The organism is Devosia sp. A449 (assembly GCF_054489375.1).
Window position 1 is genome coordinate 1 of record NZ_JBTMWU010000003.1, and the last position, 24,966, is coordinate 24,966.

Sequence of the window (24,966 nt, forward strand, 5' to 3'; positions counted from 1 at the left end):
ACATGGATGATCCCGATGGCAAAGCCCTTTTCACGGCGCAGGGCGGCGAACTGGGCGTCGAGGTCGGTGGTGATGCGCGCCGCCGCGGCATAAGCTTCCGAGGCATTGGCGGTGGCCAGGGTGCGCTGAATGCGCTGGATGGGATAAGCGTGCGCCAGATCCCCGGGGATCCGACGGACATATTGCAGCACCGTGCCGCGGCGCACGACGTAAGGCGGGAGTTTCATTTCGTCATCCATGTTATGCACTATGGTGGACAAATGCGCCTGTTACAAGCGCAGCTGCGGCACGCAAAACATTGATGATGACGATGAATGGGTCGGGTCAGAGAATGAAGAAAATATAGCGATATCAGTTGTTTGATGCAATAAAGCGTTGGCCATGTGATGCATTTCGACAGCTGGGTCTCGACCTATTTCTCTGCTTCTGCCTTGTCATGCTTTCTCCCCTTGAGGGAGAAGGTGCCCCGAAGGGGCGGATGAGGGGCTCTTTCACGCGCATTGACGCATGGGCGGGCGCAGCACCCCTCACCCTGTCCTTCCGCTGAACGCGGCAGGACTGTCCCTCTCCCTCAAGGGGAGAGGGGAAGGGGCTTCGCCCCGCCGGCGGCAGTGCAGAGCCCTCGGGTCAGGCCCGAGGGTGACGGCTGGTGGTGGGTGATGGTCGGTGGGTGGCCGCAACCACCGGGCTCACCCTCCCCCTTGTGGGGAGGGAGAGCGAGATAGGACTTAGCGTTTGCGAAGTCCGGCAATCGAGCCGGGAGGGGGTATCTCTCCGCGGGCCCGGTGTCCGTGACCTACCCCCCACCCTTGATCGCCATTCGGACGCAGCCCTCATGGCCTTGCTCGCTCAAATCGCTCCACTGGAGCGATTTGTCCCTGCGGGCCGCGCCCAAGCCCCGCAAGGGGGAGGGTGTCGACTGAGGGATTTGCGCCCTAGGCGCTGTAGGCCTTCACGTTTTGCTGCTGTTCGCCGAGGCCTTCGATGCCGAGGCGCATGACGTTGCCGGGCTGGAGCCAGACCGGGTTCGGCTTGACGCCCATGCCGACGCCCGGAGGGGTGCCGGTGGAGATGATGTCGCCGGGCTGCAGGCTCATGAACTGACTGACATAGGCAACGACATGGGCGACGCCGAAGATCATCGTCTTGGTGGAGCCGTTCTGGTAGCGCTTGCCGTCGACGTCGAGCCACATGCCCAGATTTTGCGGGTCGGCGACTTCGTCCCGGGTCACCAGCCAGGGGCCGATGGGGCCAAAGGTATCGCTGCCCTTGCCCTTGTCCCAGGTGCCGCCGCGCTCGGTCTGGAAATGGCGCTCGGAGACGTCGTTGATGACGCAATAGCCGGCGACATGCTCCATGGCGTCGGCCTCGTCGACATAACGGGCCTCCTTGCCGATGACGACGCCGAGTTCGACTTCCCAGTCCGGCTTGATGGCATTCTTGGGAATGATCACATCGTCATTGGGGCCGATGATGGCGCTGGTGGCCTTCATGAAGATGATCGGCTCGGGCGGAATGTCGGCGCCGGTTTCGGCGGCGTGGTCGGCGAAATTCAGGCCGATGCAGATGAACTTGCCGACATTGGCGACGCAGGGGCCGATGCGCTGGCCGGCGTCGAGCTGGGGCAGGGTGCTGATATCGACAGCGCGGATTTTGGCGATGCCTTCGGGGGTCAGGGTCTGGCCACCGATATCGCCGACAATGCCGGACAGATCGCGGATCGAACCGTCTTCAGCCAGGATGGCAGGCTTCTCTGCGCCCTGGGCGCCAATGCGGAGCAGTTTCATGCTGTGTCTTTCTGTTAGCGTTGGGCTTGGCCATAGCCGCTAACATGTTAGTGTGTCGAGGGCGACCTTGGTTCAATCGGTTCAGTCGCGGCAAAGTTTCAGGCGTCGGGGCGGATAACGCCCTTTTTGAGCAGGATATTGCCATAGAGCCGACGCTCGCCGGTCTGGATGATGGCGTAGCCCTGCTTGACGCGATCGTAGAAGGCAAAGCGCTCCAGCGAGGCCAGGCTCATCTCGGGCTCGTGGCGGCGGATGATGGTTTCGAACTGATCCATCACCGGCTCGCGCTTGCCGGCATCGCCGACCACCTGCATGCAGATGGCCGCTTCGTCGACGAAATCATCGAGCGGCATCAACGTCAGCACGGCATCGAGCACATCGGTGGCGCTGATGCCGTCGAGCCGTACCAAAGCCGGGCCGGCGGCGTCGGCGGGATAATTGGCGTCGACAATGGCGATCTCATCGCCATGGCCCATGGCGCGCAGGATGGCGAGCAGATCGGGTCCGAGGATCGGCGGGATATTCTTGAGCATGCTTGGTCTCCTGGACCGGGCGGTCCGCCGGGGTTTAGCCGAAGGGAAAGCTGTCGCTGTCGGCGTCCAGCGTGGCGCCATCGGCGAACAGATCGGGGTGTTCGCGGGCAAAGGCGAAGAGTTCGACCATCACCGCATCGATATGGGCGCGGATGGCGCGGGTGGCCTGCGTCTCGTTCTGCGCCAGAATGCCGTCGAAAATCGCCTGGTGCTCGGCGATGGTCAGCGCCAGCCGGCGCGGGGTGACGATCAGGCGGCGGGCGCGGTCGAGATTGGCGCGGGCGGAATCGATGATGGTCTTGATCTTGGTGAAGCGCATCGAGCGATAGATGATGTCGTGAAATTCGACATCGATCTGATGGAAGCTTTCGGCGTCGTCGCGCTCGGCGACCGCGCGCTGGCTCGCCATATTGGCATGCAGCGCCTCGATCAGGCTGGCATCGTGGCTGCCGATCAAGACGCGCAGCGCTTCCGATTCGAGGCCTTTGCGGATCAGCATATATTCGCGGACATCGCTGAGCCGGACCAGCGACACGGTGGAGCCGCGCTGCGGCGCGATATCGACCAGGCCCTCGATCTGCAGCCGCGCCAGCGCTTCGCTGACCGGAAAGCGCGACACGCCCAATTCGGCGCAGATCAGCGACTTATCGATGGGACTGCCGGGGGGCAGGGCGAGGGTAACGATGGCCTGGCGAATGGCGCTGGTGACGTCGGCGGTGACGCTGCCGCGTGTCAAAGCGGTGGGACGGACCAGAAATGAATAGGGACTTGCTGCGGTTGTCATGCTAACATGTTAGTTAGTGAAGAGGTGCTTTACAACGCCCGTCGCTGCCGATTGCGGGCAATCTGGCGGCAAATGGGTCCGAGGTAAAGCGCAGTTGAGACCCGACCCACGAAAGTCCCCCGATCTATGTCTGAAACGATGACCCGTCCCCAAGGCCGTACCCTGCTGCTCAATGCCGAAGACAATATCGGCGTGGCGCTGGCCAATCTCGATATCGGCACCGAAACGCCGCAGGGCGTTGCTGTGGTGCGGCGGGTGCCGCGCGGGCATAAATTCGCGGTGCGGGCGATTGGCGCCGGCGAAGCGATCATCAAATTCGGCCAGATCATCGGCTTTGCCAAAGAGGGCATTCCGGCCGGCGACTGGGTGCATGAGCATAATTGCGGCATGGGCGGCGCCGATGGCTCGCTGAGCCATGACTATGCCTTCGGCGAGGGCGTGATCGCGCCGGAGATGGTGCCGGTCGGCCAGCGCTCCACCTTTGAGGGCTATCGCCGGGCCAATGGCAAGGTCGGCACGCGCAATTATATCGGCATTCTCACCTCGGTGAACTGCTCGGCCACGGTGGCCAAATTCATGGCCGAGGAAATCAACCGCTCGGGGATTCTCAAGGATTATCCGGGCATCGATGGTGTGATCCCCTTCGTGCATGGCACCGGCTGCGCCATGGACATCAAGGGCGAGGGCTACCAGCTGTTCCGTCGCACCCAATGGGGCTACACCGCCAATCCCAATCTCGGGGCGGCGCTGCTGGTCGGGCTGGGCTGCGAGAGCTTCCAGATCGACAAGATGAAGGAAAGCTACCAGCTCAGCGAAACCGACACCTTCCAGACCATGACCATCCAGGAGATCGGCGGCACCCGCAAAATGATCGACTGGGGTGTCGAGCGGATCAAGGAAATGCTGCCGGTGGCGGCGCGGGCCAAGCGCGAAACGGTGGATGCGTCAGAGCTGACGCTGGCGCTGCAATGCGGTGGTTCGGACGGTTATTCGGGGATCACCGCCAATCCGGCGCTGGGCGTGGCCGCCGATATTCTGGTGCGCCAGGGCGGCACGGCGATCCTCAGCGAAACCCCGGAAATCTATGGCGCCGAGCATTTGCTGACCCGCCGTGCGGTATCGCGCGAAGTCGGGGAAAAGCTGCTGGCGCGGATCAAGTGGTGGGAGGATTACACCGCGCGCAATCGCGGCGAGATGAACAATAATCCCTCCCCCGGCAACAAGCTGGGCGGGCTGACCACGATTTTGGAAAAGTCGCTGGGCGCGGCGGCCAAGGGCGGCACCACGCCGCTGACGGCGGTGTATGAATATGCCGAGCAGGTGACCGAAAAGGGATTTGTGTTCATGGACACGCCGGGCTTTGATCCGGTGTCGGCGACGGGGCAGGTGGCCGGTGGCGCCAATATTCTGGCCTTCACCACCGGTCGCGGTTCGGCCTATGGCTGCAAGCCGGTGCCGTCCATCAAGCTCGCCACCAATTCGGATATGTATGCGCGCATGACCGAGGACATGGACATCAATTGCGGCGATATCGTCGAGGGTGTCTCCATCGAGGCCAAGGGGCAGGAAATCTTCGATCTGCTGTTGAAGGTCGCTTCGGGCGCCGAAACCAAATCGGAAGCGCTGGGCTATGGCGACAATGAATTCGTGCCGTGGCAGGTCGGGGCGGTGATGTGAGCAGCCAGCAAAGCACCGTCGACTATCTGCTCGAACAATGCGCGGCGGCCGGTACGGTCACCGCGCGGCGGATGTTCGGCGAGTTCGCGCTGTATTGCGACACCAAGGTGGTGGCCTTTGTCTGCGACGACCAGCTGTTCATCAAGCCGACCGAGGCGGGGCGGGGCTATCTCGGCGAGGTGACGGAGGCCCCGGCCTATCCGGGGTCGAAGATGTATTATCTCATCGATGGCGGGCGCTGGGAGGATACGGACTGGCTGGCCGGGCTGGTGCGGGTGACGGCGGATGCGCTGCCACTGCCGAAGGTGAAGAAGCCGAAGGCGCGGAAGAAGTAGGTGTTGGGGCGATTGCCCACATTTTCCCTCACTCGTTGCCAAAAACGCGGTGTCATCCCGGCCTTGAGCCGGGACCCATCTTGAGATGCGACCACCGACCTGATCGGGGGATGGGCCCCGGCTCAAGGCCGGGGTGACATCGGGGGTGGGGAGATATTCTGCCCGAAACTCACCCGCGCAGGCGATAGACCGAGCCGATGCGATCAGCCTTTTCCCTTGCATCGCCGACGTCGCCTACGGCGTAGGTTGCGAGCAGTTCCAACTGGTCGAGGGGCAAGTCGCGGCGCTGCGGGTCGCCGATCAGCACGGTGATGCCGGCGGTGTGGCCGCGTTGCAGATAGGGCAGCATGCGCTTGGCCACTTCGGCGTTGTAGAAGACGTCGCCGGCGGCGATCAGGTTGATATTGGCGGGTGGGGCGCCGGTCAGGTCGATATCCAGCAGATTGATGGTGACGCCATTGGCCGCCGCGTTGAGCGCGATGGCGGCTTGGCCGTTTGGGTCGATTTCGGCGGCATTCACCAGCGCTCCCGCCTTGGCAGCGACGATGCCGACGAGGCCGGAGCCGGCGCCTAGATCGAGCAGGCGCTGGCCAGAAACCAGTTCGGGATAGGCCTCAAAATGCTGCGCCAAAGCGAGGCCGCCGGCCCATGGATAGGCCCAATAAGGGGCGTCGTCGCCGGGGAGCTGCGATAGCCGGCTGCCGGGATGGGCGGTGTAAAGCCGGATACTCGGAAGACGGGGGACCGGGTCGAGGCGCAGATTTTCGGTGATGAAGCTCAAGGCGTCTGCAGCCCGGTCGCGCCGACATAGATGGCCAGCAGATATTGGCTGGCGGTGATGAACAGCCGGTTGCGGCGCGGGCCGCCGAAGGTGAGGTTGGAGGTTTTGGCGCCGGTCTTGATGCGGCCGAGCAGGGCGCCGGACGGATCATAGCAATTCACCCCGAGCCCGGCGCTGGTCCAGACATTGCCTTCGGTATCGAGGCGGAAGCCGTCGGGCAGGCCGGAGTCGATGTCGGCGAAGAGTTTGGGCTGAGTCGGTTTGCTGCCGGTGACGGAGAACTGGCGGATATGGGCGGGCCAGTCGGGATCGTGGCTTTGGCCGGTGTCGGAAATGTAGAGCACGGATTCATCAGGCGAGAAGGCCAGGCCATTGGGCTTGGCGAAATCGTCGGCGACGACGGTGAGCGAACTATCGGCGGGGTCGAAGCGATAGACGAAACAGCCGGCCTGTTCCTGATCCGATTTATAGCCTTCGTAATCGCTGAGGATTCCGTAGCTGGGGTCGGTGAACCAGATGCTGCCATCGGATTTGACCACCACATCATTGGGCGAATTGAGCCGCTTGCCCTGATAGCGGTCGACCAGGGTGGTGATGGAGCCGTCCCATTCGGTGCGCAGCACGGCGCGGGCGCCATGCGAGCAGGAAATCAGCCTTCCCTGGCGGTCGCGAGTGTTGCCGTTGACGTAATTGGAGGGGGTGCGGAAGGCGGTGACGCCGAGCTCGGGGACATATTTCAGCATGCGGTTATTGGGGATATCGCTCCACACCACATAATTGCCGTCACCGAACCAGACCGGGCCTTCAGCCCAGCGGCAGCCATCATAGAGCACCTCCAGCGCGGCGATGCCGATGGTGAGGTCGTAGAATTTCTTGTCGATGAATTCGAGCGCGTCGCCGCCGATGGCCATGGGGTGTTCTCCGGGTTGGCGGCATTTGAGGGGATGGGGGTGGTGGTGGCAAGGTGGAATGGCGGCGCGTGCGGCCCCCACCCCCTCCTAGCCTCCCCCTTCAAGGGGGAGGTATCTCTCCACTCCTGTGGCACAATCCAGTCACGCCCACGGAGCGGCACCTCCCCCGTCATGGGGGAGGTTGGGAGGGGGTGGGCAACGCCCGACAATCCTCATTGATTGACGACTAACATGTTAGTTGCTAGGGCAGGGCAACTCCCGGAGCTCCCAGCATGGCCGCACTCGATAAGATCCTTACCGTCGACGAGATGAAGACCAAGGCGCGCCGCAGCGTGCCCAAGATGTTCTTCGAATATGCCGATAGCGGCAGCTATACCGAGGGCACCTATCGCGACAATGAGAGTGATTTCAACAAGATCAAGCTCAAGCAGAAGGTGGCGGTGAATCTGGAGGGGCGCAACCTCAAGAGCTCCATGCTGGGCAAAGAGATCACCATGCCGGTGGCGATTGCCCCGGCGGCGACCGGCGGCATGCAGGTGGCCGATGGGGAGATCAAGGCGGCCAAGGCGGCGGAGAAATACGGTATTCCGTTCACGCTCTCGACCATGGCGGTGTGCTCCATCGAGGACATTGCCGAGAACACGACGGCACCATTCTGGTTCCAGCTGTATGTGATGCGCGATCGCGGCTTTATCGAGCGGCTGATCGACCGGGCCAAGGCGGCGAAATGTTCGGCGCTGGTGCTGACGATGGATTTGCAGATCCTCGGCCAGCGCCACAAGGATATTCATAACGGGCTCGCCACCCCGCCCAAATTCAATGCCTATAGCGTTTGGCAGATGATGCAGCATCCCCTGTGGTGCGCGCGCATGCTGGGCACCAAGCGGCATACCTTCCGCAATATTGTCGGCCATGTCAGCGGCGACCATGATCTGGCGTCACTGTCGGCCTGGACCGCCAGCCAGTTCGATCCGACGCTGAACTGGAGCGATGTGAAATGGATCAAGGAGCGCTTTGGCGGGCCGGTGATCGTCAAGGGCGTGCTCGATCCCGAGGATGCGCAGGCGGCCATCGACAATGGCGCCGATGCGATCATCGTCTCCAACCATGGCGGGCGTCAGCTAGACGGCGCGCCGTCGACCATTCGGGTGCTGCCGGAAATCATCGACGCGGTGGGGAACAAGACCGAGGTCTATCTCGATAGCGGGATTCGCTCGGGGCAGGATGTGCTGAAGGCGCTGGCCTATGGCGCCAAGGGCACCTTTATCGGTCGGCCGATGCTGTATGGGCTGGGCGCCGGCGGCGAGGCGGGGGTGACCCGCGTGCTCGATATCATCGCCAAGGAGCTGGATACCACCATGGCGCTGTGCGGCGAGCGCGACATTCTCAATGTCGGGCGGCACAATATTTATTCCAATGATTTGCCGGTGCGGAATGCGCCGGTGGACAGCAAAAACGCGGTGTCAGCGCGGTCTTGAGCCAATCTCGAAATCTCAGGATGGGCCCCGGCTCAAGGCCGGGGTGACATTGTGGGTGGGGCGAGAGTCTGTGGATATGGGGAAGGCCCCCTCACCCGGCTCGCAAGAGCGACCCGACCTCTCCCCCCAGGGAGAGGTGAGAAAGGCTCCCCCGAGTTCAGCCCCCGAAGGGGGTCACCCCCGGTAGGGGCGCTGCATGGCGACGTCGCCTTCGGTGAGCTGGGTATAGACGGCGCCGGCGACGGCTTTCATCTGGGTCTCGGGCAGGGTGCCGACCACGGTGCAGGTGATGCGGGCATTGGCCCAGTAGAAGGCTTCGGCGCCTTCATAGCTGGTGAATTGATAGGCCGGCTGGCGGTCGGGCAGGGCGGCGGTGACATAGATGGTCACCCGCTGCTTGGTGGCGTTCTCATACATCAGCTGCGCGGCGCGGCCGCCCAGTTCGGGTTCGCCGGGCAAGAGGCGGCCGCCGACCAGGGTGAAGCCTTCGGGGGCGAGGTCGGGCATGCCCAGCCGGGTGTCGAGCCGGTTGGACAGCCAGCTGCTCAGATGTTCGCTGTCGTCGCCGCCGACTTCGACGGCGTGGCGGTTTTCGGCGACATAGACGCTGTGGGCATTGATCGCATTGGCGATCAGGGTGGCGCTGGCGGGGCGGCTGTCGAGCAGGGGCCGGGCGATCCAGCCGGCGCCGAGGCCGAGGCCGACCAGCACGACGGCGGCAGCGGCCCAGGCCCAGGCGCGGGTGCGGCGGCGGCTGATTTCGGTGGCGAGGCGGCTGGGTTTGAGCTGGGGTGGCACGGTTTCGGCGCCGGCGGGGCCAAACAGGGTTCGGATGGCGTCGGTCTGGCGCTGCAGCAAAGCGAATTCGGCGGCCGCTTCGGGATTGGCGGCGAGATGGGCTTCCATGGCGGCGTGCTCGGAGGCCGGCAATTGCCCATCGGCATAAGCCATCAGCCGTTCGCTGGTGAACTCGCTCATTTGACCGTCCTCAGATAGGGCTCGGAGGGCGTGCCGGTGAGCAGGCGCAAGGCAGCGCGGGCGCGGCCAAGCCGGCTCATCAGCGTGCCAAGCGGAATTCCGACGATATCGGCGGCCTCCTGATAGGCGAGGCCCTCAAGGGCAACGAGCAATAGGGCTTCCTTCTGTTCGAGCGGCAGGGTTTCAATGGCGCGGGCCATTTCGGCCAGCGCGATATGGCCCGGCTGGGTGGCCGGAGTCGCCGGTTCGGGAACACTGTCGAGATGTACCGTCTCGCCCCGGCGCTGCGAGGTGCGCAGCATATTGCGATACAGGTTCAGTAAAATGGTGAACAGCCAGGCGCGGACCGGGCCGGCGGGCCGGAACAGTCCGCGCCGGGAAATGGCGCGTTCGAGACAATCCTGCACCAGATCATCGGCCAGATCAGCATTGCGTGTCAGCGCCCGGGCATAGCGCCTGAGGGCCGGCACGCAGGCTTCGAGCTGGTCGAGGAATTGGTCCATGAAGGTTTCTAAAGTCTATTCGATGGCAAGATGCCAGACGCCACCGACGCCGTCACCCTTGATGTCGCCAGCGGCGGTATCCTCGTACCAGTAATAGAGCGGCCAGCCCTTATAGGCCCACATCGACGTGCCATCGTCGCGCGTGACCAGGGTGAAGTCGCCTTCGGCAGCAGCACCGGCATCGGCCATCAGCGGCGGCCATTTGACGGCGCAGTCGTCATTGCAGACGCTCTTGCCATCGCCATTGGTGTCCTTGTCGAAGGTGTAGAGCGTCATGTCACTGGCGCCGGTCAGCACCATCTTGCCACCGATATCGGTGGATTTGACGGCGCCGCCCAGATAGTCGGCGGCGAAGGCGGGTGCAGCCAGCAGGACCAGCGCGGCAGCGCCGGCCAGGAGAGTGCGGAACTTCATGATTTCCTCCGTGTTGCGGGCCATGCTGAGGCCCTCGAATAGTATCAACGCGCCAGCGCGGGGTTTAATCCATCACGCTTGCTGAAAAACATCGGCAGCGGATTTCCATTGCCGCGCAACAACATGCTGGACAGCGACCGATGAGCTTGCTTTTCTAGCAAACTGGTCTGCGCCGGCTCGGGGGGAGACGGCAGCGGCACCGGCATCGTCCGCACAAGCGGGCGATTCATGGGAGGAAGTTTATGAAGAGACGTGAATTCTTCAAATCGGCTTCGGTTGCCACGATTGGCGCCGCCGCTGCCTCAACACTTGCCACGCCCGCCATCGCCCAAGGCGTCATCAACTGGCGCATGGTCACCACCTGGCCCAAGAATTTTCCGGGCCTCGGGGTCGGGGCGCAGAACCTGGCCGACCGCATCACCAGGGCTTCGGGTGGTCGGCTGACGGTGCAGGTCTATGCTGCCGGCGAAATGGTGCCGGGGCTGCAGGCGCTGGACGCGGTGATCGATGGCTCGGCCGAACTGAGCCATGGCACGCCGTATTACTGGCAGAACAAAAGCCAGGGGCTGAGCTTTTTCACCGGCGTGCCTTACGGCATGACCAGCCGCGAACTGACGGCCTGGGTGCGCTATCTCGGCGGCCAGGAAATCTGGGACAAGATTTATGACCAGTTCGGCCTGCAGGGCTATCTGTCGGGCGATACCGGCACGCAGGCCGGTGGCTGGTTCCGCAATGAGCTGACGGGGCTGAGCGATCTGCAGGGGCTGCGGTTCCGCACCCCCGGTCTGGGTGGTCAGGTGTGGGGCAAGCTGGGCGCCACGGTGACCAATCTGGCGGCGGGCGATATTTTCGCGGCGCTGCAGTCGGGTACGCTGGATGCGGCCGAATTCGTCGGTCCCTATAATGATCTGGCGCTGGGTTTCTACCAGATCGCCAAGAACTATTATTTTCCCAGCTTCGTCGAGCCGGGGCTGGCCACGGAAGTCGCCATCAACAAGGCCAAGCTGCTCGAACTGCCGGAAGATCTGCAGGAAATCGTCAAGATCTGCGCCGAGGCTTCCTATGACGACGTGGCCTCCGACATGGCGGCCAATGATCCGCGCGCGCTCAATGCGCTGGTCACCGAGCATGGCGTGCAGGTGCGGCGTTTCCCCGAGGAAATCCTCGAGGCCGGCGCGAAGGCATCGATGGAGCTGATTGCTGAAATCCGCGAGGGCGGCGACGCCCTGACCAAGGAAACGGCGGAGAGCTTTGTGGCGGCGTTCAACCTGCTGCGCCAGCGCACCGAGGGGACGGATATGCCCTATCTGGCCGCCCGCGAGAAATACATCAAGTACACGTAAGCTCAGCGAAGTTGGAAAAGCCCGGGTTTTGGCCCGGGCTTTTTTTGTTGGTCCTAGTGGTAGATCAACCGCGGTAGCCAGGTGATCAGGTCGGGGAAGATAAACAGGATGGCCAGGCCCACCAGTTGCAGGATGACGAAGGGCACGACGCCCCGATAGATCATGCCGGTGGTGACCCGGGCCGGGGCGACGCCGCGCAGATAGAACAGCGAGAAGCCAAAGGGTGGCGTCAGGAAGCTGGTCTGCAGATTGACGCCGACGGCGACGCCCAGCCAGATCGGATCGACACCCAGCGCCAGCAGCACCGGCGCGGTGATCGGGATCACAATGAAGATGATCTCGAAGGTGTCGAGTATGAAGCCGAGCAGGAACATGATGAACATGACGATGATGGTGGCGCCGATGGCCCCACCCGGCATGTTGCCGAGGAATTCATGCACCAGATTGTCGCCGCCCATCATGCGGAAGACGATGGAAAACACCGCCGCACCGAACAGGATGATGAACACCATCGAGGTGATGGTGGCGGTGGAAATGACGGCCTGGCGCAGGATGGTGAAGTTGAGTTTGCGGTTGAGCAAAGCCAGCACCATGGCACCCACCGAGCCGACCGAAGCGGCTTCGGTGGGGGTGGCGATGCCGGCGAGGATCGAGCCGAGCACGGCGACGATCAGCGCCAGCGGCGGCACCAAAGCGACCAGGACTTCGCGGGCCAGATCCTTCTTTTCGGCCTCCGGCACCGGGGTGGCGGGGCAGGATTCGGGATCGGTAAAGGCCTTGAAGATCACCCAGAGCAGATAGAGGCAAACCAGCACCATGCCGGGGATGAAGGCGCCGGCGAACAGCGCGCCAACCGACACCGGTTCGGGCGCGAAATTGCCCTTTTCCATCTGCACCTGGGCGTTGATGCCCGAGAGCATGTCGCCCATGAAAATTAGTACGGTCGAGGGCGGGATGATCTGGCCCAGCGTGCCGGAGGCGCAGATGACGCCGCTCGCCAGTTTGGGATCATAGCCGGCGCGCAGCATGGCGGGCAGCGAGATCAGCCCCATGGTGACCACGGTGGCGCCGACCACGCCGGTGGAGGCCGCGAGCAACGCCCCCACGAGAATGACCGAGATGCCGAGGCCGCCGCGCAGATTGCCGAACAGCTTGCCCATGGTGAGCAGCAGGCGCTCGGCAATGCCGGAGCGTTCCAGCATCACGCCCATGAAGATGAACAGCGGCACCGCTACCAGCACCTCATTGGTCATGAAGCCGATATAGCGGGCGGCCAGCGAGCCGAAATTGGAGGGGTCGAAAACGCCGAGCGACATGCCGACGAGGCCAAAAATCAGCGCGGTGCCGGCAAGGCTGAACGCCACGGGAAAGCCCAGCAGCAAGACGCCGATGACGCCGAAAAACATCAGACCGGAGAGGATCTCTCCCACGAGGACGAGATCCATCAGCCATGCCCCTTTTCGGCTTCATAACGCATGGGTTGGGGGAGCAGATCTTCCTTGCCGTTCAGCACCAGGATCGCCCGTGCCGCCATGGCCAGCCCCTGCAGGGCGACGACGGCGGCGAATAGCAGGATGAAGCTCTTGAGGATGAACAGGCCCGGCATGCCGCCAATATTGGCGGAGCCCTCATACAGCCGCCACGAGCGCAGCACGAAGGGCCAGCCATAAGTCCAGACCACATACATGAAGGGCAGCAGGAACAGCACGACGCCGATCAGGTCGGCGATGGCCTTTCTGCGGATCGAGGCGGGTCGGTAGAAAATATCGACGCGCACATGGTCCTGCCGCAGCAGGGCAAAGCCGGCAACGCCGGTGAACATGGCGCCGTTCACCCAGACATAGAGATCCTGCATCCACAAATGGCTGATGTGGAAAAAGTAGCGTTGGACCACCACGGCGAAGCAGACGAGAACGCAGACCAGGGCCAACCAGGAGAGCACTTCTCCCAGCACCCGGTTGATAAGGCTCGTGGCCTTGATAAACCCGACAAGCGGTTGCAATTGATACCCTCCGCGGCCAGCACCCTCCCGTCCCAGCCTGCAGCCATAAATACACGCCTCAACTTTCCAGTCTATAAATTGTCGAGGCAAGCCATTGTTGTGATGGGACAAAGCGGAGCAGGCTGTTGTGGAGCCGGTTGTCGGCGCAATAGAGCGCGCTAAATTGTTGCGGAACCGGGCAGTATCGCCACCTGCTGGATCGGTGTGTTTGGCCCTGACTGTCGCTCCGAAACGCTGCGTCGTGTCTTCCTGACGCTGTCGGCTCTTTCCCTCCCTCCCCCTTGAGGGGAGGGCCGGGGAGGGGGTGGCCTTGTGGGCAACTGCACGACCCCCACCCTCAATCCCTCCCCTCAAGGGGGAGGGAGGCGAAGGAGCCGATACGCCCGAGCTGAGTCCAAAGTGACCCCGGCGGGGGGCCACGCGCCGCGCCCCCAGAAAGGGATGCGACGCGGCCAATAGGAGTGGGTAAGAATGCGGCAGCTTTCATGCGCCACACCCAACAGAATGCGGAGCAGCCCCATGAGCCAGATGCATGAGCAGAACATCGTCGACGTCGTCATCGCCGCGCCGATCGACAGCGTATGGGCGGCGATGCGCGAGCCGGACCAGATTGCCACCTGGTTCGGCTGGGATAGTCCGTCGCTGGCCGAGGAGATCGCTTTCATTTTCGGCAGCGTGACCGCCGACGAGGCCAAGCAGGTGCTGGATTTCGGTGAATGGGAGGGGGCGTCTCACGCTGTCAGGCTCAGCGCCGAGGGCCAGCGGACAAGGCTGCTGGTGGTGCGCAGCAGCGCGACGCCGATCGACTGGGCCGGCAGCTATGACGATATCACGGAGGGCTGGATTACCTTCTTCCAGCAATTGCGGCTGGCACTGGAACGCCACAAGGGCCAGCAGCGGCGCACCATCTATCTGTCGGGGCCAAGCCGGCCTGATATCGGCGCGCCAGCGGCTGAGCTGGGCCTGGGCGACATCGCCGGGCTTGCCGCTGACGCCGCCTATGCGGTGGCGCTGGGCCCGGGCGATCAGGTCAAGGGGCAGGTCTGGTATCAGTCCTCGTTCCAGACCGGACTGACCGTCGAGCCATGGGGCGACGGGTTGCTGGTGGTCAGCGATATGGGGATGTCGCCCAAGCGGCCGCATGGCGGTGGCTCGGTGCTGCTCACCACCTATGGCCTGTCCGATGCCGAGTTTGCCGCGCTCGAACAGCGCTGGACGGATTGGTGGGCGCTCCGCTACCCGACGCCCGCCAGCTGAGCAGATGCTCACGCCGCTGGTGACAGAGCGGGCAAAAATGCTATGTCGCTGGCGGTTGCGCCGGGGCGGCGCAACAGAGCCGGGAGAATGCGCTTATGTTCGTCGTTGGTGGGGAAAGCCTGATCGATCTCAAGGCCGAAGTGGCGCTGCCGGATGGCGCGCTGATCGGTCGGGACCATGCAGGCCAGATCGTGATGACGGCGCATCCGGGTGGCTCGCCCTATAATTGTGCCATTGCGCTGGCCAAGCTGGGCAATGCCACCGGCTTTCTGTGCCCGATTTCGGCGGACGCTTTTGGCGACTATCTGCTGGGGCCGCTCAACGAGGCCGGCGTGACGGCGCTGCTGCCCGAGCGCGTTGCCGATTATACCACGCTGGCGGTGGTCAATTTCGACGATAAGCGCAATGCCCGTTACGGGTTTTACCGCGCCGCCGATGGCGCCATCGATGCTGTCAAAGCCATTGCCGCGCTGCCGGAAAAGCTCGATCTTTACCAGATTGGCGGCTTCTGCCCGATCAAGCCGGATGAGGCGACGCAGTGGCTGGAGGTGGTCGCAGCGGCGATTGCCAAGGGCGCGACGATTTCCATCGACCCCAATGTGCGGCCCAGCCTGGTCGATGATTTCGCCGGCTACAAGGAACGGCTCGGGCGCTTCCTCGACCTGGCCCATGTGATCAAGGTGTCCGAGGAAGACCTCGAAGCGCTGGATGCTTCGATGAGCATCGAGCAGCATGCGGCGGCGCTGCTGGGTCGGCCCAATTGCCAGCTGGTGGTGGTGACGCTGGGCGAACAGGGTTCGCGCGCTTTCACCAAGGCCGGCACGGCGCAGGCCAGCATTTATGTGCCGCCGGAGTTTGGCGACACGGTGGGCGCCGGTGACAGCCTGATGGCGGGGATTTTGTCCTGGCTGCATGAGCGCGGCCTGCTCAAGCCGGGCAAGCTCGACGGGCTGGGCGAGGGCGCGCTGGGCGACATGCTGCGGTTTGGCGCGGTGGTGGCCGGGATCAATTGCGGCCGCAAAGGCTGCAAGCCGCCGACGCGGGCGGAAGTGGATGCGGTGTTGGCGCGCTGATCAGCACTATCCACACCGTCACCACCCGACTTGTTCGGGTGGTCCATGGCAGGTGGCGGCATCGCTGGATTGCCCGGACAAGCCGGGCAATGACGATGGGGCTGAAAGCCGGGCTGCTTGCATGACCGCCGTACCCAGCCCCACCCACGATGTCACCCCGGCCTTGAGCCGGGGCCCATCTCGAGATCCTACCGGTGAACCCATCTCAGGATGGGTCCCGGCTCAAGGCCGGGATGACACCGAGTTTTGGGCGACAGTAGCTTAAGCCTCTGCCCTGATCGCCAGCGCTTCGGTCAGCGTCATCGTGGTGTGATGCAGCCAATTTTCATCAGTGGTGGGGAAGTCGGTGCGGAAGTGGCCGCCGCGGCTTTCGGTGCGCTTGAGCGCGGCGGCGGCAACCAAAGTGGCCGACGTGGTCATGTTGAGATAGGCGCTGGTGACATGTTCGGCGCTGGTTTCGAGCGTCGCGATCTGGCGTAGCGCCTGCTTGAGGCCATCCGCATTACGCTCGACGCCAACCAGGCTGGTCATGATCTGGCGCAAATCCTGCACGGCGGGCAGGTTGCGCAGCACCTGTTCGGCGCGCTCGCCTTCGGCCTCGTCCCAGGCGATGCCCTTGAATGGGGCCAGATTGCCGACCGGCTCCAGCCCGCCAATATCCTCAGCGATGCGCGCACCATAGACGGTGGCTTCGAGCAGCGAATTGGAGGCCAGCCGATTGGCGCCGTGCAGGCCCGTGCAACTGGCTTCGCCACAGGCCCAGAGGCCCGGCAGGGAGGAGCGCCCGCGCTCGTCGACCTGGACACCGCCCATGTGGAAATGCGCCGCCGGGGTGACCGGGATCGGCTGGGTGACCGGGTCGATGCCGGCGTCGAGGCAATATTGGGCCACGGTGGGGAAGCGGGTGAGGATCGACGCGCCCAGCACCTGCCGCGTATCGAGAAACACTTTCCGGCCCGCCTGGATCTGGCGGAAATTGGCGCGGGCGACGATGTCGCGCGGCCCCAATTCGGCATCGGGGTGAATGGCCGGCATGAAGCGCTCGCCCAGATCATTGATCAGGATGGCGCCTTCGCCGCGCAAGGCCTCGGTCGCCAAGGGGGCCGGATCGGCGCCGGTGGCGATGGCGGTGGGGTGAAACTGGACGAATTCGGCATCGGCGATCAGCGCCCCGGCCCGGGCCGCCATGCCCAGAGCGTGGCCGCGCACGCCGGGCGGGTTGGTGGTGACGGCATAGAGCCCGCCCAGCCCACCGGCGGCCAGCACGGTGGCGCAGGCGCGGATGAAGACCGGCTCGGAATAGCGGTCGCCCTGGCGGCGGCAGAACACGCCGACGATGCGGCCATTGTCGCGGGCGAGGCTGAGCGCGGTGATGCCCTCCACCACGCGAATCGACGGGGTGCGGCGCACTTCGGCGATGATGGCCTGCATGATGGCCCAGCCGGCGCGGTCGCCTTCCACTTTGACGATGCGATTGGCGGAATGGGCCGCTTCCTTGCCCAGCGCATAATTGCCGAAATCGTCGCGGTCGAACGGCGTGCCCCAGCGGGCGAGATCCTCGATGCGGGCGGCGGCCTCGGCGGTGACGCTTTCGGCGGTGCCGTGATCGACAATGCCGGCGCCGGCCATTTCAGTATCGACGGCATGGGCATGGCTGCTATCGCCTGCGCCCACCGCGGCAGCGACACCGCCCTGTGCCCAGGCCGAGGAGGCACCGGTGCCCAAGGGTTTGGGCGACAACACGGTGACCGGACGCGGCGCCAGTTTCAGCGCGGTGAACAGACCAGCCAGACCCGCCCCGACAATGAGCGCGCCGTCAGCGTCGAGGGCGTTGTCGAAAATGGTCATCGGCTGCCTCAGTGATTTGACTTACGGGACGACACGCATAGATTGCCGGAATATCGGCAATGGCGGACAGGAGCTATCGTGGTCGAGCCACCCGACGACGATCCCGGCAGTCCGCTTTATTGGCAGAAGTTTTTCAGCGACGCCAATACGCCGTTCGAGGCTGATGCCGATCCCGAGCCGCCGCCGTTCGAAACCTTGCGGAGCCTCTATTCCAGCGTGCTGGTCAATTATGGCTATGCCTGTGCGATGACGGGGGCGCAATTTTCGCCGCCCGCAGAATTCCTGCATGAGAGTCTGGAAGTCGCTGCCATCCGGCCATTGGCAGCGGGTGGATCGCTGCATGTCAGTAATTTCCTGTGCCTCGAAAGGCGGGTGGCCGACGCTTTTCGCGCCGGAGAGATCGCCGTGGGGCGGCAGCATCAACTGATCGTCGATCTCAGTCGCATCGATCCTGAATTGCTGGAGCGGCTCAATCCGCTGGGCAAACTGCGCCTGCCACAGTCTGAGGTCGCCCAGCCGATGCAGTCGGCCCTGGACTTTCACCGCGAGCACGTCTTTCTCCGCAACGCCTAATCGCCCTTGCGGCTCATCTCGATCATGCGTTCCACGGCTTGCCTTGCGGCGGGAATGATGGTGGGGTCGACAAAGACTTCCTCGGTCATGGTGTGGAGGCTCCACAAAATGTTTTCGAGGTTGATGCGCTTCATATGCGGGCAGATGTTGCAGCCGCGCAGGAAGTCGACGCCGGTGGTCTCGCTGGCGACATTGTCCGACATGGAACATTCGGTGACCATCATCACGCGGGCCGGCTTGTTGGTCTTGACCCAATCGATCATGGCGGCGGTGGAGCCGGCAAAATCCACCGCGTCGATGACGTCGGGCGGGCATTCGGGATGGGCGATGATGCTGGCCGTGGGATAGGCGTGGCGCAGCTCCGAGATATCTTCAGCGGTGAAGGTTTCATGCACCTCGCAGGCGCCGGCCCAGGTGATGATTTTCTTTTTGGTCTTCTTGGCGGTGTTGGCGGCCAGATATTGATCGGGGATCATGATGACGCTGTCGCCATCGACGCGGTTGACGATATCGAGCGCGTTGGACGAGGTGCAGCACACATCGGTGACGGCCTTCACCGCCGCCGAGGTGTTGACATAGGTCACCACCGGCACGCCGGGATATTTTTCTCGCATCAGCATGACATCCTCGACGGTGATCGAGGAGGCGAGCGAGCAGCCGGCGCGGCTGTCGGGGATGAGCACGGTCTTGTCCGGGTTCAGCAGCTTGGAGGTCTCGGCCATGAAATGCACGCCGCATTGCACGATGACCTGCTGGCGGACTTTGGTCGCCTCGATGGCCAGCTGCAGGCTGTCGCCGACGATATCGGCGACGCCGTGATAGATTTGCGGGGTCTGGTAATTATGCGCCAGGATGACCGCGTCTTTTTCCTGCTTGAGCCGGTTGATCTGAAAAATCAGCGGCGCATAGAAGGCCCATTCGATCTGCGGAATCTGGTTCTTGACCCGGTCGAACACCTTCTCGGTGGCGCGTTCGATGGATTTGGAGAATTTGAGGTCGAAATGCTGGGCGAGAATGGCGCGTGCCTCGTCGAGAGGCGTAATCGCGTTGATCGTCTGCACCATGTAGAATCCCTCCCGAAGTCGTGGCGGAACCTAGGGATTTTTTCTCGGCTTTTCAATGAACAGGGTTGCGACTTAAGGAGCAAGCTCCTAACCGTTCCCCCAACTGCCCCGTTGAGGAAAGATCATGCCCCAAGACGCCGCCGCCATTCGCTCCATCCTGTCGCTGGCCCCCGTCGTGCCCGTCATCATCCTCGATGATGTGAGCCAGGCGCGGCCCCTGGCCGAAGCGCTGGTCGCCGGCGGATTGCCGGTACTGGAAGTGACTTTGCGCACCCCCAACGCCCTCAAGGTGATGGAAGAGATGGCCAAGGTCACCGGCGCCATTGTCGGTTCGGGCACGGTGCGCAACGCGCTGCATATGAAGCAGTCGGTCGATGCCGGCTGCCGCTTCATGGTGTCGCCGGGGATTTCCCCGCGCATTCTCGACGCCGCCGACGATATCGGCATACCGCTGCTGCCGGGCATTGCCACGCCGAGCGAGGCGATGACGGCATCCGAGCGCGGCTATAGCTTCCTCAAATTCTTCCCGGCCGAAGCCAATGGCGGCGCGCCGGTGCTGAAGGCCTTTGCCTCGCCGCTGCCCGACATTACGTTTTGCCCGACGGGCGGCATCGATCCGGTCAAGGCCAAGGTGTATCTGGGCTTGTCCAATGTGATCTGCGTTGGTGGGTCGTGGATCATGCCGGCGGATGCGCTGGCGTCTGGCGATTGGGCGCGGATTGAAGCTTTGGCGCGCGAGGCGAGCGCGCTGCGGGGGTAAGCGAACCCGCATTCCCCTCACCCTAACCCTCTCCCCGAAGGGGCGAGGGGACCATATTGTGGGGGTGGCAGGTGCTGTGTTCACCACCAGACAAATCCCCTCGCCCCGCTGGGGAGAGGGCTAGGGTGAGGGGGCGATGACCCGCCGCCCTCCGAGCCTTGGGAGGATCGCGGCGTGGCAAATATCCCCGAAGATGGCCTGACGCATTTGCGGGTGACGCTGAGCGAAACCGCCTATATCGGGCCGGGTCGCGCCGATCTGCTGGAACTGATCGCCGAACATGGCTCCATCTCCGCCGCCGGCAAGGCGATGGGCATGAGCTATAAGCGGGCCTGGAGCCTGGTGCAGGCGCTCAATGACGGCTTTGGCATGGTGCTGGTGGAATCCAGCCGAGGCGGCGCGGCGCAGGGTGGCGCGCAGCTCACCGAGGCCGGGCAACTGGTGCTGGCGCATTACCGCGCCATGCAGGACAAAACCCGGCAGGCCCTCGCCGAGGACGTCGCAGCATTGCGGCAGCATTTCGATATGTCCGGCCGGAAATAACGCTTGCGCCTTCGCTGCGTGCTTGGCAGAACCGATATGGTTTTGAAAACATATCGGAGCTTGGGATGAATAGTGCATTTTTGGGCACGCTGCTGGCTGGGCTGCTGCTGAGCACCGCCGCTTATGGCGAGACAGTCAGCGTCGCCGTCGCCGCCAATTTCACCAAGGTCGCCGAGGAACTGGCGCCGATCTTCAAGGCCGAAACCGGCCATGACGTGGTGTATAGCTTTGGCGCCACCGGCCAGCTTTATGCCCAGATTACCCAGGGCGCGCCGTTCGAGGTGCTGCTGGCTGCCGATGATGAGCGCCCGACCAAGGCGGTGGTGGACGGGTTGGGCGTCGACGGCAGTGTGTTCACCTATGCCATTGGCGCGCTGGCGCTTTACAGCACCTCACTCGATCTGGCCGATGGCACCGCGGTGCTGAGCGGCGGGGCCTTCGACAAGCTGGCCATCGCCGATCCCGCCGCTGCGCCCTATGGCCGGGCGGCGGTCGAAACCATCGAGGCGCTGGGCCTGACCGAGGCGATCACGCCCAAGCTGGTGACCGGCGAAAACATCACCCAGACGCTGCAATTTATCGAAAGCGGCAATGCGGAACTGGGCTTTGTTGCGGCCAGCCAGGTGGTGGGCAAGACCAGCGTATGGATCGTGCCGGCCGAGCTGTATGAGCCGATCCGCCAGGATGTGGTGTTGCTCAAGACCGGCGAAACCAGCCCGGCGGCGACGGCCTATGTCGAGTTTTTGCGGAGCGAGAAGGCGGTGGCGGTGATTGAGGCGGCGGGTTACGTGGTGGAATAAGGCGATCTGGGCCTAGCACCATGGTGCCGACCCACAAATCTATACCTCCCCCTCGACGGGGGAGGCTAGGAGGGGGTGCGAGAGCCCCAATATAGTGGCCAATCCACCCCCACCCTTGATCCCTCCCCGCAAGGGGGAGGGTGTCGACTGAGAGGCCATGTACAATGAGCTTTGATGACATCTGGACTCCGGTCAGCCTCACGCTGACGCTGGCTGCCATCAATACGCTTGTGCTGCTGGTACTGGGCACGCCCATCGCCTGGTGGTTGGCGCGCAGCAAGAGCCGGTACCGCGAGCTGGTCGGGGCGGTGGTGGCGATGCCGCTGGTGCTGCCGCCGACAGTGCTGGGATTTTACCTGCTGATCGCGCTCGGTCCCAATGGGCCGGGTGGCTGGATCGCCAGTTTCTGGGGCGGGCGGACGTTGGCGTTTTCCTTTACCGGGCTGCTGATCGGCTCGTTCTTTTATTCGCTGCCCTTCATGGTGCAGCCGCTGCGCAATGGTTTTGCCGCGATTGGCGATGATCCACTGGAAGTCGCTTCCAGTCTGGGGGCGTCGGACTGGCAGCGGTTCTGGCGCGTCGCGGTGCCGTTGGCCCGGCCGGGTTATATTACCGGGGCGGTGATGACTTTTGCCCATACGGTGGGCGAATTCGGTGTGGTGCTGATGATCGGCGGCAATATTCCGGGCCAGACCAAGGTGATCGCCATTGCGCTCTATGACTATGTCGAGCGGCTGCAATGGGCCGAGGCGCATGTGCTGGCGCTGGGCATGGTGATTTTTGCCTTCGTGGTGATCGCGATTACGCTGACCATCGATCGCCGGGTGAATGTGCCGATGCCGTGAGGGGGCGCTGAGCTTGGTGCTTCACCCCCTCCCAACCTCCCCCATCAAGGGGGAGGTGCCACCCTGTGGTTGAGACTGGATCGTGCCAACGAGTGGAGAGATACCTCCCCCTTGATGGGGGAGGCTAGGAGGGGGTGGGGCAGTCAGCGCTGCGTCACTCCCCCGCCATCTTCGCCGTAATCACCTGCTTGGTGGCAAAATAGCCCTTCCACGGGTCGGGCAATTTGGCCCGGTCGGCGGCGTCGGCCAGGGTGAACTGGTTGGCGGCCTTGATGGTTGCCAACTCGTCCCAGCTGACCGGCACCGCCGCCGGCGCGCCCTGGCGGGAGCGACTCGACCAGGGCGCGATGGCTGTCGAGCCACGCTCGTTGCGGAGATAGTCGATGAAGAGTTTTCCCTTGCGCTTGGCTTTGCTCATATTGGCGACGTAGCGCTCGGGGTGTTTGTCGGCGAGGCGCTGGGCAAAGCTCTTGCAGAAGGCTTTGACCAGCGGCCATTCGGCCTTGGGCTGCAGCGGCGCGATGACGTGGATGCCCTTGCCGCCGCTGACCAGTGCGTAGCTTTCAAGGTTCCAGCTTTCCAGCTCCTGGCGGATATCCAGCGCGGCGGCGCGGACATGGCTGAAATCGAGGTCTTCGTCGGGGTCGATGTCGAAAACGATGCGCTCGGGTTTTTCGATGTCCTTGTTGCGCGACCCCCAGAGATGCCATTCCAGCACATTCATCTGCGTGCCGGCGATCAGCCCGGCCAGATTGTCGATGTAGAAATAATCCTCCTTGCTGCCGTCCTTTTCGGTGATCAGCAGGGATTTCATCGCGTCAGGAAAGCCGCCGGTGTCGTGCTTCTGGAAGAAGCAGTGCTGGGTCGGGCCTTGCGGGCAGCGCAGCAGGCTGAGCGGGCGGTTTTCGATATAGGGCAGCATGGCATCGGCGACGGCGGCGTAATAGGCGACGAGGTCGGCCTTGGTGATGTCCCGCTCGGGAAAGATCAGGCGCTCGGGGCTGGTGAAGTGGATTTTGGCCGCCTTGGCGGCAGCGATGCCGGCCTCGGCGCTGAGGCGCGGGGCGGTTGAGGGCGTTTCCATCTTCACCTCCTTGGCCGGCTTGTCACCGCGCAGGCCCTGAAATGCGGGATGGCGCAGAATATTGTCCGGGGTGACTTCGGCATAGGAAATTTCGGCGACCAGCTCGGGCGTTACCCAACGCGCCGTGCGGGCGATGGCGGCGGGGACGGCGACAAAGGGGCTGGTCTTGCGGCTGCTGGCGTCGAGCTGGGTTTGCAGCGCATCGGCCTGATCGACGCTGAAGCCGGTGCCGACGCGGCCGCGATAGACCAGCTTGCCATCCTCCCAACTGCCCAGAAGCAGCGAGGCAAAGCTTTTTTTCTTGGTGGAGGGGGTCCAGCCGGCAATGACGAATTCCTGGCGCTTGCCGGCCTTGATCTTGAGCCAGCTTTTTGTGCGCTCGCCGCGATAGGGGGCGTTGGCCTGCTTGGCGATGATGCCCTCATGGCCGGCCCTGGCGATGGCGTCGAATACTTTCTGGCCATTGCCGGTGACATGGGCGGAGAACTGCACCAGCGACGAGGCCTCGATGGTGCCGAGCAGCTTTTCCAGTTTCGCCTTGCGCTCGACCAGGGGCAGGGTAGTCAAATCCTTGCCGTCGAGCTCGAGCAGGTCGAAGGCGAAATAGGTCAGCTTCCCGCCAGTGGAGAGGTGATCCTTGAGGGTAGAGAAATCAGTTCGGCCCTTGGCGTCGAAGGCGCAGAGTTCGCCATCGATCAGGGCGCTGCCCTTGGTGATGCGGGTCAGCGGCGGCACGATGGCCTTGAACTGCTCGGTCCAGTCCTTGCCGGTGCGGGTATAGAGCTTGACCTGATCGCCGGCGATAGCGGCCTGACAGCGATAGCCGTCATATTTCATCTCGAACACCCAGTCGCTGCCCTGCGGCACTTCGCTGACCAGGGTGGCGAGTTGGGGGGGACGGAACTCGGGCAGCGGCTTGGCCTTGCCGCGCTTGGGTTTGGGGGTGCCGGGGTTGTCGACCGCCTTGTCGGGGTCGGAATGCCAGACGGCGGCGCCCTTGGCGATCTCGGAAAAATCGCGGCCGGTGGTGACCGAATTGGTGAACTGCTCGGTCAGGCTGTCGGCAGGTTTGGCATGAGCGTCGCGGTGTTTGATCAGCAGCCAGTTTTCGCGTGGCGGGCCGGATTTGCGGGCGCTGTCGCGGCCCTTCATATGCACCAGCACCCATTCGCCCTGCATGCGCTCGCCGTTGAGCCGCATCTTGAGGTCGCCGCTTTCCAACCCCTTATGCGGATCGCCAATCGGCTCCCAGGTGCCCTGGTCCCAGAGCATCACCGTGCCGCCGCCATATTCGCCGGCGGGAATGGTGCCTTCAAAGCTGCCATAGTCGAGCGGGTGGTCCTCCACCCGAACTGCGAGGCGCTTGTCCTCGGGATTGTCCGAGGGGCCCTTGGTCACCGCCCAGCTTTTGAGCACGCCATCCAGCTCGATGCGAAAATCATAATGCAGGCGCGTGGCGTCGTGTTTCTGCACCACGAAAAGCTGGCCGGCAGCCGCTGCCTTGCTCGCGGCGCCAGACGGTTCCTGCGTCTTGGTGAAGTCGCGTTTGGCCTTGTAGTCCTTGAGCAGGGTATCGGCTTTGCTGGCCATGGC

General features: G+C 63.5%; 26 protein-coding genes. 11 read left to right on the plus strand and 15 right to left on the minus strand.

Features of this window, described 5'->3' with window-relative positions:
• The 4 genes from ACX3OW_RS09260 to ACX3OW_RS09275 form a co-directional block, all read right to left on the minus strand.
• A partial coding sequence (locus ACX3OW_RS09260; protein WP_459095486.1) for a DUF6538 domain-containing protein occupies positions 1-227 on the minus strand: 227 nt, incomplete at its 3' end.
• Between the two features lie 708 nt (positions 228-935).
• Complete coding sequence (locus tag ACX3OW_RS09265; protein ID WP_459095487.1) at positions 936-1,787, minus strand: fumarylacetoacetate hydrolase family protein; 852 nt, start codon at positions 1,785-1,787, stop codon at positions 936-938.
• Between the two features lie 98 nt (positions 1,788-1,885).
• Complete coding sequence (locus ACX3OW_RS09270; protein WP_459095488.1) at positions 1,886-2,320, minus strand: RbsD/FucU family protein; 435 nt, start codon at positions 2,318-2,320, stop codon at positions 1,886-1,888.
• 34 nt (positions 2,321-2,354) lie between these two features.
• Positions 2,355-3,104, minus strand: a complete 750-nt coding sequence (locus ACX3OW_RS09275) for a GntR family transcriptional regulator (RefSeq protein WP_459095489.1) — start codon at positions 3,102-3,104, stop codon at positions 2,355-2,357.
• Between the two features lie 138 nt (positions 3,105-3,242).
• On the opposite strand from ACX3OW_RS09275, the gene ACX3OW_RS09280 reads away from it, so the two are divergent.
• Both ACX3OW_RS09280 and ACX3OW_RS09285 read left to right on the plus strand, forming a co-directional pair.
• On the plus strand, positions 3,243-4,781 hold the full coding sequence (locus ACX3OW_RS09280; RefSeq protein WP_459095490.1) for a UxaA family hydrolase: 1,539 nt from the start codon (positions 3,243-3,245) through the stop codon (positions 4,779-4,781).
• Entirely contained in the window at positions 4,778-5,116 is a 339-nt protein-coding gene (locus ACX3OW_RS09285) for a TfoX/Sxy family protein (protein ID WP_459095491.1), read from the plus strand. The genes ACX3OW_RS09280 and ACX3OW_RS09285 overlap by 4 nt, the downstream gene beginning before the upstream one ends.
• A 169-nt stretch (positions 5,117-5,285) precedes the next feature.
• Here ACX3OW_RS09285 and ACX3OW_RS09290 read toward each other — a convergent pair whose 3' ends face one another.
• Entirely contained in the window at positions 5,286-5,897 is a 612-nt protein-coding gene (locus tag ACX3OW_RS09290; protein WP_459095492.1) for a class I SAM-dependent methyltransferase, read from the minus strand.
• Positions 5,894-6,808, minus strand: coding sequence for an SMP-30/gluconolactonase/LRE family protein (locus ACX3OW_RS09295; protein ID WP_459095493.1), 915 nt, complete (start codon positions 6,806-6,808; stop codon positions 5,894-5,896). Before ACX3OW_RS09295 ends, ACX3OW_RS09290 begins: the two co-directional genes overlap by 4 nt.
• A gap of 272 nt (positions 6,809-7,080) precedes the next feature.
• Between ACX3OW_RS09295 and ACX3OW_RS09300 the strand changes: the two genes are divergently transcribed.
• Positions 7,081-8,286 (plus strand): alpha-hydroxy acid oxidase, encoded by a 1,206-nt coding sequence (locus ACX3OW_RS09300; protein WP_459095494.1) that lies wholly within the window; start codon positions 7,081-7,083, stop codon positions 8,284-8,286.
• Between the two features lie 174 nt (positions 8,287-8,460).
• Here ACX3OW_RS09300 and ACX3OW_RS09305 read toward each other — a convergent pair whose 3' ends face one another.
• Genes ACX3OW_RS09305 through ACX3OW_RS09320 form a run of 4 tightly spaced genes read right to left on the minus strand, consistent with a single transcriptional unit; the run spans position 8,461 to position 10,387 of the window.
• Positions 8,461-9,264 (minus strand): anti-sigma factor family protein, encoded by an 804-nt coding sequence (locus ACX3OW_RS09305; protein ID WP_459095495.1) that lies wholly within the window; start codon positions 9,262-9,264, stop codon positions 8,461-8,463.
• Complete coding sequence (locus ACX3OW_RS09310) at positions 9,261-9,767, minus strand: sigma-70 family RNA polymerase sigma factor (protein WP_459095496.1); 507 nt, start codon at positions 9,765-9,767, stop codon at positions 9,261-9,263. The genes ACX3OW_RS09305 and ACX3OW_RS09310 overlap by 4 nt, the downstream gene beginning before the upstream one ends.
• 15 nt (positions 9,768-9,782) lie before the next feature.
• Complete coding sequence (locus tag ACX3OW_RS09315; RefSeq protein WP_459095497.1) at positions 9,783-10,181, minus strand: COG4315 family predicted lipoprotein; 399 nt, start codon at positions 10,179-10,181, stop codon at positions 9,783-9,785.
• 44 nt (positions 10,182-10,225) lie between these two features.
• Complete coding sequence (locus tag ACX3OW_RS09320) at positions 10,226-10,387, minus strand: hypothetical protein (protein ID WP_459095498.1); 162 nt, start codon at positions 10,385-10,387, stop codon at positions 10,226-10,228.
• A 36-nt stretch (positions 10,388-10,423) separates the two neighbouring features.
• On the opposite strand from ACX3OW_RS09320, the gene ACX3OW_RS09325 reads away from it, so the two are divergent.
• Complete coding sequence (locus ACX3OW_RS09325; RefSeq protein WP_459095499.1) at positions 10,424-11,524, plus strand: TRAP transporter substrate-binding protein; 1,101 nt, start codon at positions 10,424-10,426, stop codon at positions 11,522-11,524.
• A 53-nt stretch (positions 11,525-11,577) separates the two neighbouring features.
• On the opposite strand, the gene ACX3OW_RS09330 is transcribed toward ACX3OW_RS09325, so the two are convergent.
• The gene (locus ACX3OW_RS09330) at positions 11,578-12,969 is read right to left on the minus strand and encodes a TRAP transporter large permease (protein WP_459095500.1); all 1,392 of its coding nucleotides are present in this window, start codon (positions 12,967-12,969) and stop codon (positions 11,578-11,580) included.
• Positions 12,969-13,526 (minus strand): TRAP transporter small permease subunit, encoded by a 558-nt coding sequence (locus ACX3OW_RS09335; RefSeq protein ID WP_459095501.1) that lies wholly within the window; start codon positions 13,524-13,526, stop codon positions 12,969-12,971. Before ACX3OW_RS09335 ends, ACX3OW_RS09330 begins: the two co-directional genes overlap by 1 nt.
• A 519-nt stretch (positions 13,527-14,045) precedes the next feature.
• Here ACX3OW_RS09335 and ACX3OW_RS09340 point away from each other — a divergent pair.
• On the plus strand, positions 14,046-14,783 hold the full coding sequence (locus ACX3OW_RS09340; RefSeq protein WP_459095502.1) for an SRPBCC family protein: 738 nt from the start codon (positions 14,046-14,048) through the stop codon (positions 14,781-14,783).
• A 95-nt stretch (positions 14,784-14,878) separates the two neighbouring features.
• Positions 14,879-15,856: a PfkB family carbohydrate kinase gene (locus ACX3OW_RS09345; protein ID WP_459095503.1), complete on the plus strand. Its 978-nt coding sequence runs from the start codon at positions 14,879-14,881 to the stop codon at positions 15,854-15,856.
• Positions 15,857-16,117: 261 nt separating this feature from the next.
• Here the strand turns inward: ACX3OW_RS09345 and ACX3OW_RS09350 are convergent, their stop codons facing one another.
• The gene (locus ACX3OW_RS09350; RefSeq protein ID WP_459095504.1) at positions 16,118-17,704 is read right to left on the minus strand and encodes an L-aspartate oxidase; all 1,587 of its coding nucleotides are present in this window, start codon (positions 17,702-17,704) and stop codon (positions 16,118-16,120) included.
• Between the two features lie 78 nt (positions 17,705-17,782).
• Between ACX3OW_RS09350 and ACX3OW_RS09355 the strand changes: the two genes are divergently transcribed.
• Complete coding sequence (locus ACX3OW_RS09355; protein ID WP_459095505.1) at positions 17,783-18,277, plus strand: hypothetical protein; 495 nt, start codon at positions 17,783-17,785, stop codon at positions 18,275-18,277.
• On the opposite strand, the gene nadA is transcribed toward ACX3OW_RS09355, so the two are convergent.
• Positions 18,274-19,341: a quinolinate synthase NadA gene (gene nadA, locus ACX3OW_RS09360; protein ID WP_459095506.1), complete on the minus strand. Its 1,068-nt coding sequence runs from the start codon at positions 19,339-19,341 to the stop codon at positions 18,274-18,276. The two genes, ACX3OW_RS09355 and nadA, sit on opposite strands and share 4 nt — an antisense overlap.
• A gap of 124 nt (positions 19,342-19,465) precedes the next feature.
• Here nadA and eda point away from each other — a divergent pair, with 124 nt between their 5' ends.
• From eda to modB, 4 genes are all read left to right on the plus strand, one after another.
• Positions 19,466-20,101 (plus strand): bifunctional 4-hydroxy-2-oxoglutarate aldolase/2-dehydro-3-deoxy-phosphogluconate aldolase, encoded by a 636-nt coding sequence (eda, locus tag ACX3OW_RS09365; protein ID WP_459095507.1) that lies wholly within the window; start codon positions 19,466-19,468, stop codon positions 20,099-20,101.
• 174 nt (positions 20,102-20,275) lie between these two features.
• A complete protein-coding gene (locus ACX3OW_RS09370) occupies positions 20,276-20,644 on the plus strand; it encodes a winged helix-turn-helix domain-containing protein (RefSeq protein ID WP_459095508.1) in 369 nt (122 codons plus the stop codon).
• Positions 20,645-20,709: 65 nt separating this feature from the next.
• Complete coding sequence (gene modA, locus ACX3OW_RS09375) at positions 20,710-21,444, plus strand: molybdate ABC transporter substrate-binding protein (protein WP_459095509.1); 735 nt, start codon at positions 20,710-20,712, stop codon at positions 21,442-21,444.
• 164 nt (positions 21,445-21,608) lie between these two features.
• Entirely contained in the window at positions 21,609-22,289 is a 681-nt protein-coding gene (gene modB / locus ACX3OW_RS09380) for a molybdate ABC transporter permease subunit (protein ID WP_459095510.1), read from the plus strand.
• Positions 22,290-22,443: 154 nt separating this feature from the next.
• Here the strand turns inward: modB and ligD are convergent, their stop codons facing one another.
• Positions 22,444-24,963: a DNA ligase D gene (gene ligD, locus ACX3OW_RS09385; RefSeq protein WP_459095511.1), complete on the minus strand. Its 2,520-nt coding sequence runs from the start codon at positions 24,961-24,963 to the stop codon at positions 22,444-22,446.
• Positions 24,964-24,966 lie beyond the last annotated feature (3 nt).